Annotated in this window: 15 protein-coding genes and 1 tRNA gene; 9 read left to right on the forward strand and 7 right to left on the reverse strand. The window is 51.8% G+C overall.

The features are described from left to right. Nucleotides 1-16 precede the first annotated feature (16 nt). The 3 genes from CMUST_RS04655 to CMUST_RS04665 form a co-directional block, all read right to left on the reverse strand. Nucleotides 17-1,300 carry a cation:proton antiporter gene (locus CMUST_RS04655; protein WP_083987693.1) on the reverse strand — a complete coding sequence of 428 codons (1,284 nt, stop codon included), beginning with the start codon at nt 1,298-1,300 and terminating at the stop codon, nt 17-19. Between the two features lie 80 nt (nt 1,301-1,380). Then, complete coding sequence (locus CMUST_RS15850) at nt 1,381-1,854, reverse strand: hypothetical protein (protein ID WP_052844534.1); 474 nt, start codon at nt 1,852-1,854, stop codon at nt 1,381-1,383. A gap of 1,211 nt (nt 1,855-3,065) precedes the next feature. After that, nucleotides 3,066-3,138 (reverse strand) — tRNA-Arg (locus CMUST_RS04665). A gap of 67 nt (nt 3,139-3,205) precedes the next feature. On the opposite strand from CMUST_RS04665, the gene CMUST_RS04670 reads away from it, so the two are divergent. The 4 genes from CMUST_RS04670 to cobF all read left to right on the forward strand — a co-directional run bounded on the left by CMUST_RS04670 (nt 3,206) and on the right by cobF (nt 5,394). Further along, a complete protein-coding gene (locus CMUST_RS04670; RefSeq protein WP_047261531.1) occupies nt 3,206-3,802 on the forward strand; it encodes a DUF4291 domain-containing protein in 597 nt (198 codons plus the stop codon). A gap of 138 nt (nt 3,803-3,940) precedes the next feature. Beyond that, the gene (locus CMUST_RS04675) at nt 3,941-4,132 is read left to right on the forward strand and encodes a hypothetical protein (protein WP_047263387.1); all 192 of its coding nucleotides are present in this window, start codon (nt 3,941-3,943) and stop codon (nt 4,130-4,132) included. A 165-nt stretch (nt 4,133-4,297) separates the two neighbouring features. Continuing rightward, a complete protein-coding gene (locus tag CMUST_RS04680) occupies nt 4,298-4,573 on the forward strand; it encodes a hypothetical protein (RefSeq protein ID WP_047261532.1) in 276 nt (91 codons plus the stop codon). Between the two features lie 77 nt (nt 4,574-4,650). Continuing rightward, entirely contained in the window at nt 4,651-5,394 is a 744-nt protein-coding gene (cobF, locus tag CMUST_RS04685; RefSeq protein WP_047261533.1) for a precorrin-6A synthase (deacetylating), read from the forward strand. Here the strand turns inward: cobF and CMUST_RS16295 are convergent. Then, nucleotides 5,361-5,627: a mycoredoxin gene (locus CMUST_RS16295; protein ID WP_083987416.1), complete on the reverse strand. Its 267-nt coding sequence runs from the start codon at nt 5,625-5,627 to the stop codon at nt 5,361-5,363. The genes cobF and CMUST_RS16295 overlap by 34 nt on opposite strands. A gap of 431 nt (nt 5,628-6,058) precedes the next feature. Here CMUST_RS16295 and CMUST_RS04690 point away from each other — a divergent pair, with 431 nt between their 5' ends. The 4 genes from CMUST_RS04690 (at nt 6,059) to CMUST_RS04705 (ending at nt 11,310) form a co-directional block, all read left to right on the forward strand. Beyond that, nucleotides 6,059-7,972, forward strand: a complete 1,914-nt coding sequence (locus tag CMUST_RS04690) for a beta-glucoside-specific PTS transporter subunit IIABC (RefSeq protein ID WP_047261534.1) — start codon at nt 6,059-6,061, stop codon at nt 7,970-7,972. A gap of 15 nt (nt 7,973-7,987) precedes the next feature. Next, the gene (locus CMUST_RS04695; protein ID WP_047261535.1) at nt 7,988-9,430 is read left to right on the forward strand and encodes a 6-phospho-beta-glucosidase; all 1,443 of its coding nucleotides are present in this window, start codon (nt 7,988-7,990) and stop codon (nt 9,428-9,430) included. Nucleotides 9,431-9,450: 20 nt separating this feature from the next. Next, nucleotides 9,451-10,281, forward strand: a complete 831-nt coding sequence (locus CMUST_RS04700; protein WP_047261536.1) for a PRD domain-containing protein — start codon at nt 9,451-9,453, stop codon at nt 10,279-10,281. A gap of 108 nt (nt 10,282-10,389) precedes the next feature. Continuing rightward, on the forward strand, nt 10,390-11,310 hold the full coding sequence (locus CMUST_RS04705; protein ID WP_047261537.1) for a Dyp-type peroxidase: 921 nt from the start codon (nt 10,390-10,392) through the stop codon (nt 11,308-11,310). Between the two features lie 35 nt (nt 11,311-11,345). On the opposite strand, the gene CMUST_RS04710 is transcribed toward CMUST_RS04705, so the two are convergent. From CMUST_RS04710 to CMUST_RS04720, 3 genes are all read right to left on the reverse strand, one after another. After that, nucleotides 11,346-11,819, reverse strand: a complete 474-nt coding sequence (locus tag CMUST_RS04710) for a dihydrofolate reductase (RefSeq protein WP_047261538.1) — start codon at nt 11,817-11,819, stop codon at nt 11,346-11,348. Between the two features lie 7 nt (nt 11,820-11,826). Continuing rightward, the gene (locus CMUST_RS04715) at nt 11,827-12,633 is read right to left on the reverse strand and encodes a thymidylate synthase (protein WP_047261539.1); all 807 of its coding nucleotides are present in this window, start codon (nt 12,631-12,633) and stop codon (nt 11,827-11,829) included. Between the two features lie 109 nt (nt 12,634-12,742). After that, nucleotides 12,743-13,501 (reverse strand): 3'(2'),5'-bisphosphate nucleotidase CysQ, encoded by a 759-nt coding sequence (locus CMUST_RS04720; RefSeq protein WP_047261540.1) that lies wholly within the window; start codon nt 13,499-13,501, stop codon nt 12,743-12,745. A gap of 35 nt (nt 13,502-13,536) precedes the next feature. Here CMUST_RS04720 and CMUST_RS04725 point away from each other — a divergent pair, with 35 nt between their 5' ends. Next, entirely contained in the window at nt 13,537-18,408 is a 4,872-nt protein-coding gene (locus tag CMUST_RS04725) for an Lhr family helicase (RefSeq protein ID WP_047261541.1), read from the forward strand. The last annotated feature ends 9 nt before the right edge of the window (nt 18,409-18,417 follow it).

Consider the following 18,417-nt stretch of genomic DNA (forward strand, 5'->3'; position numbering starts at 1 on the left):
ATGCGTAGCATTATTGCTATTTGCTGTGTTGGGGGGATGCTGTTTCCTGGTTGTGTTCCTGTGAAACCGCAGTCTCATCTTCCTTGGGCTTGATCACATGCGCCAGCAGTGGGAACAGCAATACCGTTGCCGAGCCCGCAGCAACCAACAACGACGCATTATCGTCGCTAAGCAAATCGGAGGCGACGGCTACCTCGGTCACCGCAACGATAATCGGCAACGCGGTTGCCGTGTATAAACTCAGCTGAATTTTCTCCCGAACACTACCCAAAGACGAACCAGTATTGCCGAATAATTCCCGAAGCAAAACTGGAAGCCCACGAGTGACGTAAATCAACGGCACCAAAATGACAAGCATCCATGGATTATCAAGCACTGCCTTCGGGTCGATGGACATACCTGAACAAATGAAGAAAACCGGAATCAACAGGGAATATCCGACAATATCAAGACGTTGTTCCATCGCCGTTTGGTACTTCTCTGGCACCATCTGATGTAAGATTACGCCCGCCGCAAATGCGCCCAACACCACATCTAATTCGAATACAGCGGCCACCGCCATCAGGATTCCCAGCATCCACAGTACGAGTCGCATAACGGTTTGATTGGTTGATCCGGCTTCATCCACCATGGCCTTATGCATCCATGGAAGGAAAAACTGCACAGTGCGTGGGATCAACGCAACAACACCGGCAATAATGAAGAACCCAAGCAGAACAACAGCCGTCACCCACGTAGCACGGGCGGATAACAACAATGCCATCGCAAGAATGGGGAGAACTTCGCCAATCGCGCCATGTACGAGCAGCGAGGTACCAACCGGCTTATGCAATGTATCCTGTTGTTTCATGATCGGCATCAACGTACCGACTGCAGTAGAAGTCACGGCAATAGCCAGTACCACAGCGGTTGATGCGTTATCAGGATTCAATAGCAAAAATGCGCCCGCAAAACTCAAAATCATACAGACGATCCAAGTGGATGCTGCGCTCCGCCCTTCTTTGCTGCGCAAGGTCTGCGGATTGATCTCATAGCCAGCTAGCAAAAATAGCATTCCCAAACCCAGCTGCTTTAAAAGCCCAACTCCACCCTCGGTTGAGGCCAACCCCAACCAGTAAGGGCCAATCACAATGCCATAGCCGATGAGCAAAACCACAGCAGGTATTTTCCGGCCAGTAATCCACGACAAAAACGGCGCTAAAACGGCGCCGCTCATAATCCACGCAAATGATACCAATGGGCCAGATTCAACAATGCCCGCCGCAAGGACATGGGTATCAGGAGAAGAGACGGTAATCATAGGGAAGTAGTTTATGGCAGAAACCACAAATCCCACACCTGAAATGGCGGCGAAACGCTTGGTCTCCTAGTCAAAGCACACTAAGGTGTAACCGTTGCGGTTCCAACCACTGCCACATTGGTGGTTGAAACTTTGGGGCTTTGGTCTAGCTGAACCTGAATACTTTGCGACTGCATGCGTGCTCCCAGTGACTTTTGGGATTCGGCGAAGCAATAATCCGTAAATAGCAGCGTTCCGTCGTACATTAAAGATGCACCCGGCGATTGGTCATGTAAACATTCTTCAATCTGCATTCCGCCATACGATGCAACAGATTTCATTAGATACGCAACATTAGGTTCGCCGTAAGAGATCTCGGCAAGGTTGCCGCCAGCCATGGGGGCAATAAACGTCAACGCATCTTTTTCGTTTCCGCGCACGTAGAGTCCTGAATCAATATTTTCTGTGGGGTATGGCTGGAAACTATACAGCTGCCAGGCCGAATATGGGATGAACGTCAAAACCCCAAATGCGCCGAAAAGAGCAAGATTGAAGGTTGAGAAAAACCTCTTCATGAAATGCTCCTTCGGTAGTCTTTTAATTCCATCATGCTCAATGGAATATCTCGCCGGTTATCAATGTTGATTCTGATTACTAAAGTGTAGACCTATTTTGCATAAAAACTGCACAAATTGCGACGGGGGTATTGTTACGGAAAATCCGGTTGTAATGCTCTTTTAAGTGACTCGGCGGCGAATTCTAATGCAGCAGGCCCGCTATGCTGCATCTTTGATGCAAATTCACTGATTGTTGGTGCTCTGGTAGTGCAAATAAGGGGGTAACCATTAATGAAACACTTATATTTTGAGGGTTAGACTAAAGTTTGATTCATGCTTTTGAATCTTTTTAGATCGGACGACTGACTAATTTATGCAAACGATGAGCATGGAAAAAACTCACCCCTGCACAGGGGTGTTGAGGGGATCAAGTGCTATAAATCTACAAATTTCAATGCCGTATGGGGGCAGTGAATTTGATAATCATTCAATGATGGGCATGGTGAGAAGCCGCATTTCCTTTCATGAAACTCGCACATGAAAAGGTAAAACCCTAGTAGGGGCGTAATGCCATGCAAAAACACATCATGGGTAAACCAAAGAAAAGGTTAAAAGCTATCCTGAGATTCTCACATGCCAGGGTTTATACCACCTGATCGGCATCAATCATACGGTTGTCGTTTTTTAGGAACTGCTAGAAAAGAAAGCCCAGTAAAAAACGATTGCATTGTGCTTATTGCTGATCGCGGTGTGCAAAAACTCCGAAGGGTTCCAGGTTAGGGGAATCGCTTCTCTGCGTGTCTACGGCGACCGTATAAGGTCTTAAGAAGATTAAATTGTGGCTATTGTGTGCGGGGCATGACATAGTTGGCAGATCAGTCGCGACATCGTTGACAGTGGAAAAACTGCATCGAAACCACACGGCCGCACGCTAACGGCATTCACTTCAGACACACCGCGAAACTGACCACAAAGCCCAGCAAGGTTCGTTATTTCGGTGCGCAAACCGTGAAGCCAGGGGCACTGTACCTCACACACTAAAATGTCTCCAAACGCCTGGTTGCGAATTGTTAGGACGTGCTAGAAAAACGAATGCGAACCCCTACCCAGCACACGCCCTTAACGCAAAAATAACCGGTGATGCATGTTCCTATTTCAGAACACCAATCACCGGTTATGTCCACCATGTCGCGACTGATATGTCAACTATGTCGCGACTGATGACAAAGTGCCCCAGAGAGGATTCGAACCTCCGACACCGGCTTTAGGAGAGCCGTGCTCTATCCGCTGAGCTACTGGGGCAGTGACCTACCTAGGGTAGCGCACCCAGTAAGTTTGGGACAAAAAGCAGGGTGGTAGTCTTTTTTAAATGAAAAATGAACAAATTCCGTTGCGGCAAATTCGTGCGTATACAACAAATGGAACTATCCGTGTCTATCAGGCGTATTCCCCGGCCATCGCAGTACCTGCGGTGGCGGCGCAGCGATTCGTGCCGCCGTTTAAGCGTGATCGCATGACGTGGATTAAACCGTCGTTTCTGTGGATGATGTATCGCTGCGGGTGGGGTACTAAGCCCGGACAGGAGCATATTTTGGCGATAGATATTGATAAGGCGGGGTTTGAGTGGGCGTTGCGCCATTCGGCTTGGGCGCATTTCGATCCCCATATGCATGACTCTGAAGAAGCGTGGCGGGCGGATATGGTGGCACAACCGGTGCGGGTGCAATGGGATCCGGAGCGGTCGGAAACGTTAGAAAAACTTTCACACCGTAGTATCCAGATTGGGTTGAGCGGTGAGGCCGTCGAAAAGTACGTCGATGAATGGACCGTGACAATTACGGATATTTCTGACACGGTGCGTGCCATTAGGCAAGGCGATCAAGCGACGCTTGGCCAGATCCTTAGCAAGGAACAACCTGTCGCAATGCCTGCGGATATTGTTACCCGGATTGGGGCAACCGGATAGTTAGTTTTGTGTCTCTTGGGTGACTGTGGCGGATGTTTGGTGGGGATTGTTAATCCCACGTGATGCCGCTTGTTACGTGTTCTGCTTATGCTGGTTGCAAGAATGTTTGTTGGGCTTTGCTAAAAGGAGGGTTTGCGTATGCCGGATCGTCACCCAATTTTTCATGATGTGGAGCGCCGAGCGGTTGCGGCGACAATCGTTGAGGAAAATGGCCAACGGTTATTGGTTTTGGATTTATTGCATGAGGATGGTTCTTCGTCACGCATATTGACGCTGAATGATTTTGATGCGCACCAATTGTTGTCAGTATGTCAACAATATGTGGACTAACGCGGTCGTGTTTCGCTAGCTTTTCGACGAATGAGCACCGCGCTTGTCATATCGGAAACGGCCGTTACCCCTAATTTGGGTAAATGGTTTCTGTGACCCACCGAGGTGGGCGGTGAACATTTAAGATTGAAGTTAATTGTCCGCTTGCGAATTTAAGGGGTTCCCATGTCCGAATTGAAGCCAACTTTCACCGATGTGAAATCGCGCAAGATCATCACCCGCCTAATTGAGGAAAATACGTTTGAGTATCTTGTGGTGGAGCAAATCAGCGAGGATGGCACCACTTCTGAGCAGATTTTACAGCTAAACATGTACGACGCGAAGCGCCTTTCGCAAGCATGTGAGTTGTTTATGCAGCGCAGCATCGCCCGGAACTTTGCTGATTTCGCAGGCCACCTCACCCCAACCGACCGGGACGATATTTTCCACGAAGAAGATTAATCCGTTTCGGTTTAGACTTAAACCTGCCTGGCGTACCCACGTTAGGCAGGTTTTTAGTTTCGTCGGGCAAGGTAAATATGCGTGAGATCGTAGTAATTGGTATCGGCGCGGGGAATCCGCAACATATTACGTTGGAAGGGGTTGCCGCTTTAGAACGTGCCGACGTCGTCGTGGCGCTGGATAAGGGGGACGTGAAAGACGACTTAATGGGCGTTAGGCGCGAGATCCTTCGCGCCCATAACCCGGACATTGCGGTGATTGCGGTTGCCGATCCACCACGGGACCGCAGTCCGCGCGACTATGCTGCTGAAGTACACCGGTGGCATGATCAGCGTGCCCAGCTATTGGAAGCCACCATTGTTGAAAATACCGAGCCGGATGGGGTGGCGGCGTTTTTAGTGTGGGGCGACCCGTCGCTATACGACTCGACGTTGCGGATTATTGAACGCTTTACAACACCAGTGACTGTGACAGTGATTCCTGGTATCACGGCAGTGCAAGCGTTGACAGCGGCACACAAGATTCTTCTTAATCGAGTAGGAGAGGAGATTGTGATAACCACCGGTCGAAATGTGGCGGCGGGTGCTAGGCATCGCAATTGTGTGGTGATGCTTGATGGGGGTGCCGCGTGGCTGGAATCAGTAACCCCCCACACATACATATGGTGGGGGGCGTATGTGGGAACACCGAGCGAGGTGTTAATCCACGGTTATGTTTCAGAGATTGGAGCCGAACTGGCGGAGCTAAAGAAGAAGCTGCGTGCCGAGCACGGTTGGATCATGGATATTTATTTATTGCGTGAGCTTGATAGTTCCTCATAGCGTCGGATTACCTGTTTTGCCGGTGGGTTGGTGGCGTGGCTTCCGTCGGAATACAAGACGGTTGGTACCACTCGATTTCCGTTATTTACGGATTTCACCCATTCGCCAGCGTCAGGATTGTCTTCGACGTCGATATTTGTATAGGGGATTCCTGCCGAATCCAGTGCAGCTACTAGCTTCTGGCAGAAAGGGCACCATGTGGTGGTGTGGAGGGTAACTAATTCGTTGCTCATAATTACTCCAACGTATGTGGCGCAGGAATAATTCCCGGTGGTGACAGTAGTCCGACAGTGACGAAGAACTGGTGAAGTAGCTACGTGAGGTTTTTCAAGATCATGGGTTGTGGATGGGCGCGTTCTTGGTGTTTTGAGGGGATGTGCACTGGTGAAAAATAGCGTCTTGCTGGATTTCAAGATGGTTAGCACTGAATTTTAGGTGTAGCGATTTTGATAAGTGTGATTTGAGTTATAATTTCAGTTTTATGTGACGGGTATGGCTTATTATTAAACGTAATCGGCTATAAGGCCTGTTACTCCGGCAGCGAGGCAGAACCTTAAGCGAAACCCCTCAAAGGGTTTGCTTTGGTGCTTTGCGTGCGGAGTTTTTTCTTTTGGGGTTTCGGTTAGGGGTGGTCTCGCATACTTTAAGAAAGGACGGCTTCATAATGAGCGAGAAGGTGCGGGACTACCCCAAACTGGCCCGCGACATAATTGAACTTGTCGGCGGCAGGGACAATGTTCACCAGGTTGCACGGTGTGCGACCAGACTTCGGTTAGAACTCAAAACCACTCCCGAGGGAGCGCGCGAAAAAGTCGGGGAATTACCTGGAGTGATCACCGTGGTGGAAAAAGGTGGCCAGTTTCAGGTGGTGATCGGCAATCACGTCGGCGATGTTTACGATGTGGTTGTTGAAGAACTTGATCTTGATCCGGAAGCGGCGGAGGCCGGAGAAAAACCAACGGTGTTAAACCGGATTATCGCTATGATGTCTGCGGTGTTTGCCCCGTTTATCTACGTGCTGGCGGCGGCTGGTTTGATTCAGGGCTTGCTGATCATTGCAAAAACTATCAACCCCGCGGTGGAGCAAACTGGTGCGTTCGAGATCTTCACATTCATTTCTTGGACACCGTTTACGTTCCTACCTATTTTGATTGCTATCACTGCGGCGCAATTTTTTAAGGTGAACACGTTCATTGCTGTTGCGTGTGCCGCGGCATTGGTGAACCCAGATTTCACGGCGATTGCAGCACGGATCGTGGATGGGGAAGCCGTGAGTTTTTTCGGCATTGCGCTCTCGCCTACCACGTACACGTCTACGGTGCTGCCACCATTGATTTTGGTGTGGGTGCTGTCTTATGTGGAGCGTTGGTGCCGAAGGGTACTGCCAAGTGTCGTGATTCAACTATTTACTCCGTTGATTTGTATTGCCATTATGGTGCCGTTAACAATTCTCGCGATCGGCCCGATTTCTGCCTCTGGCGCAAACTTCGTTGCAGACGGATACAACTGGTTGGTTGATTTATTCCCGCCACTAGCAGCAGCGATTATTGGTGGGTTTTGGCAGGTGCTGGTTATTTTCGGTGTGCACTGGGGCGTGACTCCGATGATCTTGGCGAATTTTGAACAATATGGTTTTGATAGCTTCCAAGTATTTCAAACCGCGGCAGTAATTGGCCAAGTAGGAGCCGCTGTTGGGGTATTCCTCAAATCTCGTAGCAAGGAAATGAAACAAGTAGCAGCTTCTGCCTCGCTAACGGGCGTATTTGGTATCACCGAGCCAGCGATCTATGGTGTCACTCTCCGGCTGAAGAAACCCTTTGTCTGCGGTTGTATAGCCGGCGCGGTTGGTGCCGTGGTCGTGGCGTTGTTTGGATCTAAGCAGTATGTTTACGCTGGTCTTCCAGGGCCATTGACAGTTTTGAACGCTTATAGTCCAGGGACGAATTCGTTGCTGGGGCAAATAATCGGTTGTTGTGTAGCTTTCTTCGGCGCGATCTTACTGGTGCAATTCATCGGGTTTGTCGACCTGGTTGATGAACAACCCAAAGAGATTGATAACGAAGAAGTCGAGTTTTACGCAACTCAATCGGCTAAACCTGATGCCTTGAAAATCGCTAATCCGGTCAGCGGGACAGTGCTTTCGTTGGAGGAAGTGGATGACCCGGTGTTTGCCAGTGGTTCGATGGGGCATGGCTTTGCAATCAGGCCGACCGATAATAAGGTGTATGCGCCATTTTCTGGCGAGGTCGCTACCGTATTCCCATCAGGTCATGCCGTTGGCGTAATTTCTGACGACGGCGTGGAAGTACTCATTCATGTCGGTATCGACACAGTCACTTTAGATGGTGCCCCTTTTGCAATCCGTGTGTCCAAGGGAGAACGAGTAGCGGCCGGCCAGTTGTTGCTGGAATTTGATTCCGATGCAATTGAAAAGGCGGGTTTGAGCACCGTAACACCAGTACTGGTCACTAATAGTAAAGAGTTTAGGGATATTGCCATTCGGCCCACAGCCGTAGCACATCACGGCGAAGAAATACTTGTGCTTTTCCCGGCACCCGATCACGCTCAATCACGATAAGTAAGGAGAAAGACCATGAGCATTTTTCCACCAGATTTTCTTTGGGGCGGGGCAGTTGCTGCCCACCAACTTGAAGGCGGATGGAACGCTGGCGGCAAGGGGCCCAGTGTTGTCGACGTTCTAACAGCAGGTCAACACGGCGTTGCTCGTCGCATCACTGAGAAAATTGAGTCAACGGAGTTTTATCCCAACCATGATGCTATTGACTTCTACCATCGCTTTAGGGAGGACATCGCCCTATTTGCCGAATTGGGATTAAAGTGTTTCCGTACGTCTATTGCATGGAGCCGGATTTTTCCCAACGGAGATGAAGCTGAGCCGAACGAAGACGGGCTGCGCTTCTACGATGAGCTTTTCGACGAGTTACGTGCGCATGGTATCGAGCCAGTGGTTACACTCAGTCATTTTGAACTTCCGTTGCACCTGGCGCGGGAATACGGTGGGTTCCGTAACCGAGAATTGGTTGGCTTCTTTGAGCGGTTTGCAACGGTTTGTTTTACCCGGTTCCGGGATAAAGTGAAGTACTGGATGACTTTCAACGAAATCAACAATCAAATGAATGTTGATAATCCACTATTCCTTTGGACTAATTCCGGGGTAACCATCGCTTCGGGTGAAAACCCATATCAGGTGTTATATCAGACCGCCCACAATGAGCTTCTCGCGAGTGCGCGGGCAGTAGCCGTCGGCAAGCGGATTAACCCGGATTTTCGGATTGGTTGCATGATCGCTATGGTGCCCATGTACCCCTATAGCTGTGACCCGGCAGATATTATGGCTGCTGAGATTGCTAACCGAGATAGATTTTTCTTCGCTGACGTCCATTGCCGGGGCGAATACCCAGGCTATGCGCTCACGTTCTTTGAACGTGAGGGGATTGACATTGGTTTCGAAGATGGAGATGCGGAGATTCTCAAAGCTGGGACAGTGGACTACGTGGGCATCAGTTATTACATGTCTGGAACGGTTAAAGCTGACGCCCATACAGACGCCTCCGAAAACGTTTCGGGCGGAATGAAAAATTCTGTTCCTAATCCGCACCTGAAATCCAGTGATTGGGGGTGGCCGATTGATCCGGTTGGGTTGCGTTATGCTCTAAACCTGCTCTATAACCGCTATACCTTGCCCATCTTCATCGTAGAAAACGGGTTTGGCATGGTCGATGAGGTGCTTCCAGACGGAAGTATCGCCGTGGATCAACCGCGTATTGATTATCTTTCTGCGCATATCGCAGAAGTAGGAAAGGCGATAGCTGAGGATGGCGTCACAGTGTGGGGTTATACCCCATGGGGCATCATTGACCTTGTTAGCTTCACTACTGGTGAAATGAAAAAGCGATATGGCATGATCTATGTGGATCGGGATAATGCTGGTAACGGTACGATGGAACGGAAAAAGAAACCATCTTTTGCCTGGTATCGCAATGTCATAGCTAGCAATGGTGAAAACCTCTCATAACAAGAATTCGTGGAGTATCAATGGAAGTTATCCGCGTTCTCAATAACAATGCTGTTTTATGTACCGACGGTTGCGGACAGACGATACTCCTCGGACGCGGGTTGGGGTTTGGTAAGCGCCTGGGTGATGTGATTGATCCAAGTGAAGCAGAACAAGTTTTTGTTCCTAACGCTGCCCTAAGCATTACTAACCTCACCCAACTTTCTGCGGATATTCCGTTGGAAATGATTCAACTAGCGGCAGAAATTGCCCATTTGGTGGGGCGAAGAGACAGCCAAGCGTTGGTCCTCGCATTAGCCGACCACATAAGCTTTGCGGTCGAACGTGCAACACAAAATATCGCTATGGAATATCCGTTACGCTGGGAAATCTCCCAACTATTCCCCGCAGAATTTGCGCTGGGGCAAAAGGCGTTAAAACTAATTAATGACCGGACTGGTTGCACATTGCCTGGCGACGAGGCGGCTTTGCTTGCGATGCATTTTGTGAATGCTCAATTCAATCGCCTTGGCGTGGCTCACACCCTGCCACATACGCTGACTGATGTCCTTCGTATCGTCGAATCAGGAATCGGTTTTCCGCTTGATCGAGATTCTATAGACGTTGCACGCTTTATCACCCACTTGCGATACCTCTTCGTTCGTCTTGAGCAAGGAAAGCTAGCTGGAGGGCCAATGGCTAGGTTGAGCGCGGTCATAGCACAGGAGGCTCCAGCTTCCTATGCTGTCGCACAGCAAGTGGCTGCCGAGTTGAAGCCACAACATGGTGAGCTTAGTGCAAACGAGATTGGTTATCTTGCGCTGCATATTGAACGGTTAACGCGTGTTACCAACGAAAAAGTGCTAGGTTAACACACGCCCTGCCCCCGATATGTCTGAGGTAAGCAGTGGCTTTTGGGGTATAAAACATGTATAGCCAGCGGTTAAAATGTGGTGCCAGGATGCGGGCATAATAGATCTATGACTCACCAAACTGGAATTACCGCTCTTGGTACCACGGATCACTTGTACCTAGAGCTTGATGTGGCTAGCGGAACCAACCCGAAAGACGCAGTAGGGCAGCTAGCCGCCGCAATCAATCTCCCCACCACTGTCGGCGCAAATGTCGTGGTAGGGGTGCGTCCTGAGCTATGGGCGGATGTTGCTGCTAATGAATTTGTTCCTCATGATGTTCATGGATTCAACGAACCAATCCAAGGGATAGACTCTTATGAAATGCCTGCTACTCAGCATGATGCGTGGATATGGGTGGCCTCGTTTTCCAGATCGCAGTCCTTTGATGTTGCAAAGCACATCATGGCGCAGCTGTCTGGCTGTTTTACCGTAGCCGATGAAACAGTCGGTTGGGCCTATGAAATCAACCGCGATCTCACTGGCTTCGAGGATGGAACCGAAAATCCTGGTGCGCTTGAAGCCCCCGGTATTGTTGGGGTTCCAGCTGGACAGCCAGGTGCGGGATCTTCCGTAGTGCTATTCCAAAAATGGGGACACCGCGTCAAAGAATGGGATGATTTGTCAGTCGATAAGCAGCAGGCGGTTATTGGCCGAACCAAACACGATAGCGTTGAGTTGCCTGAAGAATCCATGCCGGAATCTTCCCACGTATCACGATCAGTTGTGGAAGTAGACGGTGAGGAACAAGACGTGTTCCGTCGAAATACCTCGTATGGTGAGCTGACCAATCACGGCACGACTTTCGTCGGATTCTCTTTTCAACAATGGCGGCTGGAGCAAATGCTACGTCAAATGGCTGGTGCAGATGGCGGCCCTCGCGATGCATTGACATACTTTACCGATGCACTAACTGGGGCGTGGTATGTCTGTCCGTCAGTTGCTGGTTTGCTAGCTGTCGCGCAACCGTTCGTGGAAGAAGAAGACTAATCTGGCCACGATGTCTCAGGCTATGGGTTCGGGGTTTAACCTCGGACCCAGGTTTCAAACCTGTAATACAGCCCGCTGGTCGACAGCAACCACTCACTGCGAGCGCAGCAGGTGAAGTCGGTGGGAATATCTGGGGCGTAAACCGCAGCGCCTGCTAAGTCGGCTGCGGTGAGGGGGGCGTCGATAAGCGTGCGTTCGATGACTGCAACATCGGCAATTGTCGCAGCATACAACTGACCACCACCAATTATCCAACCACTCGTTGGGATTGTATCGGTTACTTCGGCGCCAGCTGACCACTGCCCGGCAGGTCTGCGGGAGATAATGATATTTTTACGTCCAGGCAGGGGAGTCTTAGGAAGCGATTCCCAAGTTTTGCGCCCCATGATGACATCGGAACCAAGGGTTTTTTCTTTGAAATGTTTGAGATCCTCCGGAACATGCCAGGGCATGGCTGTGCCGTCCCCGATGATCCCCGTTTCGTTTTGCGCCCAGATTGCAGATAGCATTATCGAACTAGACCGCCACCTGCGCCCGAATGGTCGGGTGCGGATCGTAGCCAACGAAATTTACGCTATCGAAGGTGTAGGAGAATAGATCCGGTGCTTTTTCCAACTCAAGTTGTGGATAAGGGCGCGGCTGACGGCTTAATTGCAATGCGACCTGGTCACGGTGGTTATCGTAAATATGGCAATCGCCACCGGTCCAAATGAACTCTCCGACTTCCAATCCTGCTTGCTGCGCAAACATATGGGTCAGTAGAGAATACGATGCGATGTTAAACGGCACACCTAAAAACATGTCGGCGCTGCGTTGATACAGTTGGCAGGACAACTTACCGTCTGCAACATATAACTGGAATAACAAGTGACATGGCGGAAGCGCCATGTTGGTCAACTCCGACACATTCCACGCGGAGACGATATTGCGGCGCGAATCTGGGTCAGATTTCAATAAATTCAAAGCAGCAGAGATTTGATCGATGTGGTGGCCATCAGGAGTTGGCCAGCTTCGCCATTGCACGCCGTACACAGGACCCAGCTCGCCAGATTCATCAGCCCACTCATTCCAAATACGGATGCCATTATCCTGCAACCAACCAACATTGGACGACCCCTGTAAGAACCACAACAGCTCGCCCACGACGGAGTGGGTGTGGACTTTTTTCGTGGTTATTAATGGAAAACTTGTTGCCAAATCAAATCGCATCTGTTGAGCAAAAAGACTTGTGGTGCCAGTTCCCGTACGGTCACCCTTGCGGGTGCCTTCCGCTAAGATTTTCCGCAAGAGATCTTCATATGGGGTGGGAATGGCAACAGTCATGGTTCACAAGTGTACTGGTACTTGAAGGAAAAACAACATGACTGTTCTGGCCGGGCACAACAGGGCTTGTTGGAGTGTGAGCGTCTGCTGCAATTAAAGCCAGCAAGGACTAATAGGAGCCGTTTTCTTCCCGGAAAGTCGCTGCCAAATCGAGAATTTCGTCTGCTAATTCTGGCCGACAGATCAGAATATCTGGCAGGTACGTGTCCTTGTTGTTGTAGGTTAATTCGGTGCCATCCAGGCGGGAACAATGCAAGCCCGCAGCCTTACATACCCCGACCGGGGCGGCAGAATCCCATTCGTATTGGCCACCAGCGTGGATATATGCATCGTAATCGCCAAGCAGCACATGCATTGCTTTAGCGCCAGCTGACCCCAGCGGATCAGCGCTGAACCCCAATTTTTCTGCCACATAGTGGGCGACTGCCGGGGCGCGATTATGAGATACCGCAATCCGTTTGGAGAATGGGCCAGTAACTGCACGAGCTTCACCAGAGTGGAAAACTACCCCTAGATCAGGAAGCCCCACAGCGGCATGAGTAGGAACCCCGTTTTCAACCAGCGCAATATGCACAGCCCAATCTTGCCTACCTGTAGCAAATTCCTTGGTTCCATCAAGCGGGTCAATGATCCAGACGCGATCCTTACCAAGGCGTTCGGGGTTATCGGCGGCCTCCTCCGATAAGAAGCCATCATCAGGGCGGTGTTGGTCGAGTACTCGGGCAATCCAGTTTTGGGCGAGATCGTCGCCAGCGTCGCCAAGTGCCCGGTCGCGTAACACACCGACGGTGCGAATCCCCTTGAGGATATCGCCTGTTCCCTTGGCAAGACGGTAGGTCAAAGTGGCATCGGTGAAATGAGCTGTCATAGCTATCAAGCTTAGTTGTTTGATTGAATGAGAACATGTCCGAGTTTGTGCCGCCATCCAACCAAGCCACTGCGTTAGCACGATTCAAGCCTGAGGTGTCGACATGGTTTCAGGATGTTTTCGCCGCCCCAACCAGCGTGCAAACAGCGGCGTGGAATGCGATTTCAGCAGGTGAACACGCACTTGTCGTTGCGCCGACCGGTTCCGGTAAGACACTGGCGGCGTTTTTATGGGCGATAAATAGTTTGGTCACAGGAGACGGTCAAATGGCGCTTCCTGTGTCCAATACCACTGCCAGCGCAGCGAAACGGAAACCTTCAGGGGTTAAGGTTCTCTACATTTCCCCACTTAAAGCGCTTGGGGTGGATGTGGAGAATAATCTGCGCGCCCCGTTAGTTGGGATAAATCACACAGCTGCCCGTTTGGGGGTAGCGCCATCAGAAATAACGGTGGGAGTGCGCAGCGGCGACACGACCTCTGCCCAGCGTGCCGCTCAATTGCGCAACCCGCCGGATATTCTCATCACCACCCCGGAATCGGCCTATTTGATGCTCACGTCCAAAGCAGCCGGGATTTTGACCGATGTTCACACCGTCATTATTGACGAAATCCATGCACTGGCTGGAACTAAGCGTGGGGTTCATCTGGCGTTAAGCCTGGAGCGGCTTGATCTCATCGTCGAAAAGCCGGTGCAACGCATCGGGTTATCGGCGACAGTGCGGCCGTTGGAAGTAGTGGCACAATTTCTTGGTGGTGATCGCCCAGTAGAGATCATCAACCCACCGGCGGAAAAACGCTGGGACTTAGAGGTTAACGTACCGGTTGCCGATATGTCCGACTTACCTGGTCCCGAACTGGGAGCTACCACCAGCGAAGTAATCTTCGACGATTCCCTGGGGCTAGCCACACCGCTGCAAAAAGAAGAACAACCTGAGAAACCTTATGTCCAGTATCAATCAGAAACTGCGGCGATTGCCCACCTACCGAGCCTGGCGACCGATGGCGATACCAGCCGCGGCAGCATTTGGCCATATATTGAGGCCAGCCTGTTCGATGAGATAATGGCACACCGCTCCACTCTCGTATTCGTCAATTCCCGACGCAGCGCCGAGCGGCTAACCGCCCGTTTGAACGAAATTTACACCCTAAGCATCGACCCGGAATCGCTAACCACCCCGCAGCAATTAACCAGCCCCGCCCAAGTTATGGCGCAGGCCGACACCCTAAAAGACCCCAGTCACATCATTGCCCGAGCTCACCATGGTTCAGTAAGCAAAACCGAGAGAGCAAAAACCGAAGCCATGCTCAAAGAAGGCAGCCTCAAAGCCGTGGTAGCCACGTCCTCATTGGAATTAGGCATCGACATGGGGGCCGTCGATCTGGTGGTACAAGTAGAAGCGCCACCGTCGGTAGCTGCCGGGCTACAACGTGTAGGACGCGCTGGACACGATGTGGGCGCCATATCAACCGGAATTTTCTACCCTAAACATCGGGCAGATCTGGTTGACACAGCCGTCGTCGTTCGGCAAATGCGTGCTGGGGCTATCGAGAAGTTGTCCGTTCCCCGTAATGCATTGGACGTATTGCTCCAACAAACAATCGCGGCAGTATCAGTCGCCGATCTTGATGTCGAACACTGGTACGCCACTGTCACCCGCGCCTACCCATACCGCACGCTATCGCGGGAGGTCTTCGATAGCGTCATCGACTTAGCGTCAGGTGTGTATCCCTCCACCGATTTTGCTGATCTCAAACCCCGAATCACTTTCGACCGGCTCACCGGCACCCTATCTGCCCGACCCGGCGCGCAACGTGTGGCGGTAACCTCGGGTGGTACGATTCCGGATCGGGGCTTGTTTGGGGTGTATTTGGTTGGCGGTGAAGCTGGGGCGCGCCGGGTGGGGGAACTGGATGAGGAAATGGTTTATGAATCCCGCGTCGGTGATGTTTTCACCTTGGGTGCTAGTAGTTGGCGGATTGAGGAGATAACTAGAGATCAGGTTTTGGTTAGTCCTGCTCCGGGGCACGCGGGCAGGTTGCCGTTTTGGTCGGGGGATCAGGTCGGACGTCCAGCAGAATTAGGCGAGGCTATCGGGGAGTTTCGACGAGCGGTTGCTCAGAGTCCGGCTGAAGCGGTGGCGATGGTTGATCGGCTCAATGATCATGCTCAGGACAATCTGGTTCGGTTTATTGTTGAGCAACAAGAAGCGACTGGGGTAGTGCCGGATGAAAAAACTTTGGTGTTGGAGCGGTTTAGAGATGAGGTGGGGGACTGGCGAATTGTGTTGCACAGTCCGTTCGGCCGGGGTGTGAATGCTGCGTGGGCGTTGGCGGTGGGTGCAAAGATTTCTGAGGAGACTGGTGTGGACGGGCAACCGGTGTCGGCGGATGATGGCATTGTTTTGCGGCTGCCGGAGTCAGAGCACATACCGGGTGCGGAGTTATTCGATATAGACCCGGCGGAAATTTCAGACATTGTTGCCAGCCAGGTGGGAAATTCTGCTTTGTTTGCCTCCAGATTTCGGGAATGTGCGGCGCGGGCGTTGTTGTTGCCACGGAAGAATCCTGGTAAACGTGCCCCGTTGTGGCAGCAGCGCCAGCGGGCTTCCCAGTTACTTGATGTGGCGAAAAAATACCCTAAGTTTCCTATCATTTTAGAAACAGTGCGGGAGTGTATTCAGGATGTGTATGACGTTCCGGCGTTAACGGCGGTGTTGAAGGGGCTGAGGGCTTCCCGGATTACGATAACGGCGGTTACTACTGATCAACCGTCCCCATTTGCTTCCGCGATAATGTTTAATTACACCGGCGCTTTCATGTATCAGGGTGATAGCCCGTTAGCGGAGAAACGAGCTGCGGCGCTGGCTTTGGATCCGAGTTTATTGGCGCAACTTTTGGGGTCGGAGGGTTTGCGGGATCTGCTTGATCCGGAGATTATCGCGGATGTGGATGCTCAGTTGCGGCGAGTATCTCCGGATCGGCGGGCGCGTGATAACGAGGAGCTTATCGACGTTTTACGAGTGGTGGGCCCGATACGCGTCGATAAGCTAGATGAACATGTGCGTTATGACGTCGATTTGATAAAACTTCTTGCCACTTCCAGGGTGATGCGGGTTCGAATTGCTGGCACGGAGCACATTGCCCAAAGCGTTGACGCGGCGTTACTACGTGACGGCTTGGGGATACCGGTGCCGGCCGGGGTTTTTGCGCAGGTAGAGACTATTTCTGATGCGGTTAGTCAATTGGTGTCTCGGTGGTTGCGCAGCCGTGGGCCGGTTACATTACACGACGTGTGTGCGGCATTTGGGCTGCCAGCCGGGGTGGCGCATAGTACCTTAACTGCGTTATGTTCTGCCGGGGTAGCGCAACAGGGGCAGTATCGACACGGCATCACCGAAACGGAATACGTGGCCACAGACGTTTTGAAACTCATTCGGTCGAAGTCTTTAGCGGCTGCCCGGGCGCAGGCGCAGCCGGTGTCACATGCGACCTATGCCCGGTTTCTTGCCGAGTGGCAGCATGTGGCGCCGGTTGGTCAAACACCTAAGCTTGGTGGCGCTGATGGCGTGTACCAGGTGATTGAACAACTAGCGGGTACAGCGCTGCCTGCGAGTGCCTGGGAGGAAGTCATATTACCTGCTCGGGTGAGAAACTATAATCCGGCGGATTTGGACGAATTGACCCACAACGGTGAGGTCATCATCGTTGGTTGTGGGATAGCTGGTGCGGCTGATCCGTGGGTGAAATTACTGCCTACCGAGTTCGCTGCGGAGCTTGTCGATATTCCGGAACCAAATGATAATGGTCGAGTTTTGTCTGGTATTCAGCAGCAGATCTTATCGCATATCGGGGCAGGGGGAGCGCATCTGTATTCTGCGATCCAGGCTATGGTTGCTGCCGACGGCTACTCGGAGACACAACTTAAAGAAGCAATGTGGGGGCTTTTTGAGACAGGTGCAATTAGTCCAGATAGCTTCGCACCATTACGGGCCAGATTGGCCAGTGGCGCAAATACTGCGCATCGGGCAAAACGTAAACCGAACCGGTCCCGTGGCCGCAGTTTCCGTCGTATGGGGGCCGGATTCAGGCAAGTTCAGGCTGCTGCGGCGCACAGTTGTCCGCCCGATATGGTGGGGCGATGGTCAGCGACAACAAGCGCCGAAACTGATGCGACTAGGCGCTCGCTGGTTCAGGCGGAATGCTGGTTGGAGCGTTACGGCGTGGTGACTCGTGGTGCTGTAACCGCTGAGGAGGTGGCTGGTGGTTTTGCGTTAGCCTATAAGGTTCTGTCTCGCTTTGAAGAAGCAGGCCGGGCAATGCGGGGACATTTTATTGAAGATCTCGGTGCTGCCCAGTTTTCCACCCCTGCAGTGATCGACCGCCTTCGCGCATTAAGCGATAGCCCGGATGTGTCCGGTTGGCCGTCAGGAGCAACCGAGCCAGACAGCTACGTTCTGGCCGCCTGCGACCCAGCCAATCCGTATGGAGCGGCGGTTCCATGGCCGATAACGGGGCCTAACCGTGCCGCCGGTGCGCTGGTGATTCTCACCGACGGTGTGGCCATAGCCCACTTAACGCGTGGCGGAAAAAATCTCACCATATTTCCGCCACCAACCGGAGTCACTGACACAATCCCAGTGATAGTTTCGGCGCTAAAAGCACAGGTGAGTACCAGAGTTACCATTGAGAAAATTAATGGTGAACCGTCTTTGAACGCGGTCTTTGCTGATGCGTTCCGATCCGCTGGTGCCAATATCACGCCTCGTGGCATCACGATTAACCCAGTTGTACGGGGAATAGAAAAAACACGCGGACGCAGTTTATCTGAGGCGCTGGCTGAACTGCCAGAAGAAACCGAATCCAGGTCATCGCACTCCTCGCAGTGGATGAACCCGTACCGGAAGTGATTGACTGCC

The sequence above is a fragment of the Corynebacterium mustelae genome, assembly GCF_001020985.1.
GTDB classification, from domain to species: domain Bacteria; phylum Actinomycetota; class Actinomycetes; order Mycobacteriales; family Mycobacteriaceae; genus Corynebacterium; species Corynebacterium mustelae.

Bases quoted from the DNA above. Each gene is read 5' to 3' on its own strand.
- CMUST_RS04655 (WP_083987693.1), bottom strand. From the start codon at position 1,300: ATGATTACCGTCTCTTCTCCTGATACCCATGTCCTTGCGGCGGGCATT.
- CMUST_RS15850 (WP_052844534.1), bottom strand. From the start codon at position 1,854: ATGAAGAGGTTTTTCTCAACCTTCAATCTTGCTCTTTTCGGCGCATTT.
- CMUST_RS04670 (WP_047261531.1), top strand. From the start codon at position 3,206: ATGAAAAATGAACAAATTCCGTTGCGGCAAATTCGTGCGTATACAACA.
- CMUST_RS04675 (WP_047263387.1), top strand. From the start codon at position 3,941: ATGCCGGATCGTCACCCAATTTTTCATGATGTGGAGCGCCGAGCGGTT.
- CMUST_RS04680 (WP_047261532.1), top strand. From the start codon at position 4,298: ATGTCCGAATTGAAGCCAACTTTCACCGATGTGAAATCGCGCAAGATC.
- cobF (WP_047261533.1), top strand. From the start codon at position 4,651: ATGCGTGAGATCGTAGTAATTGGTATCGGCGCGGGGAATCCGCAACAT.
- CMUST_RS16295 (WP_083987416.1), bottom strand. From the start codon at position 5,627: ATGAGCAACGAATTAGTTACCCTCCACACCACCACATGGTGCCCTTTC.
- CMUST_RS04690 (WP_047261534.1), top strand. From the start codon at position 6,059: ATGAGCGAGAAGGTGCGGGACTACCCCAAACTGGCCCGCGACATAATT.
- CMUST_RS04695 (WP_047261535.1), top strand. From the start codon at position 7,988: ATGAGCATTTTTCCACCAGATTTTCTTTGGGGCGGGGCAGTTGCTGCC.
- CMUST_RS04700 (WP_047261536.1), top strand. From the start codon at position 9,451: ATGGAAGTTATCCGCGTTCTCAATAACAATGCTGTTTTATGTACCGAC.
- CMUST_RS04705 (WP_047261537.1), top strand. From the start codon at position 10,390: ATGACTCACCAAACTGGAATTACCGCTCTTGGTACCACGGATCACTTG.
- CMUST_RS04710 (WP_047261538.1), bottom strand. From the start codon at position 11,819: ATGCTATCTGCAATCTGGGCGCAAAACGAAACGGGGATCATCGGGGAC.
- CMUST_RS04715 (WP_047261539.1), bottom strand. From the start codon at position 12,633: ATGACTGTTGCCATTCCCACCCCATATGAAGATCTCTTGCGGAAAATC.
- CMUST_RS04720 (WP_047261540.1), bottom strand. From the start codon at position 13,501: ATGACAGCTCATTTCACCGATGCCACTTTGACCTACCGTCTTGCCAAG.
- CMUST_RS04725 (WP_047261541.1), top strand. From the start codon at position 13,537: ATGTCCGAGTTTGTGCCGCCATCCAACCAAGCCACTGCGTTAGCACGA.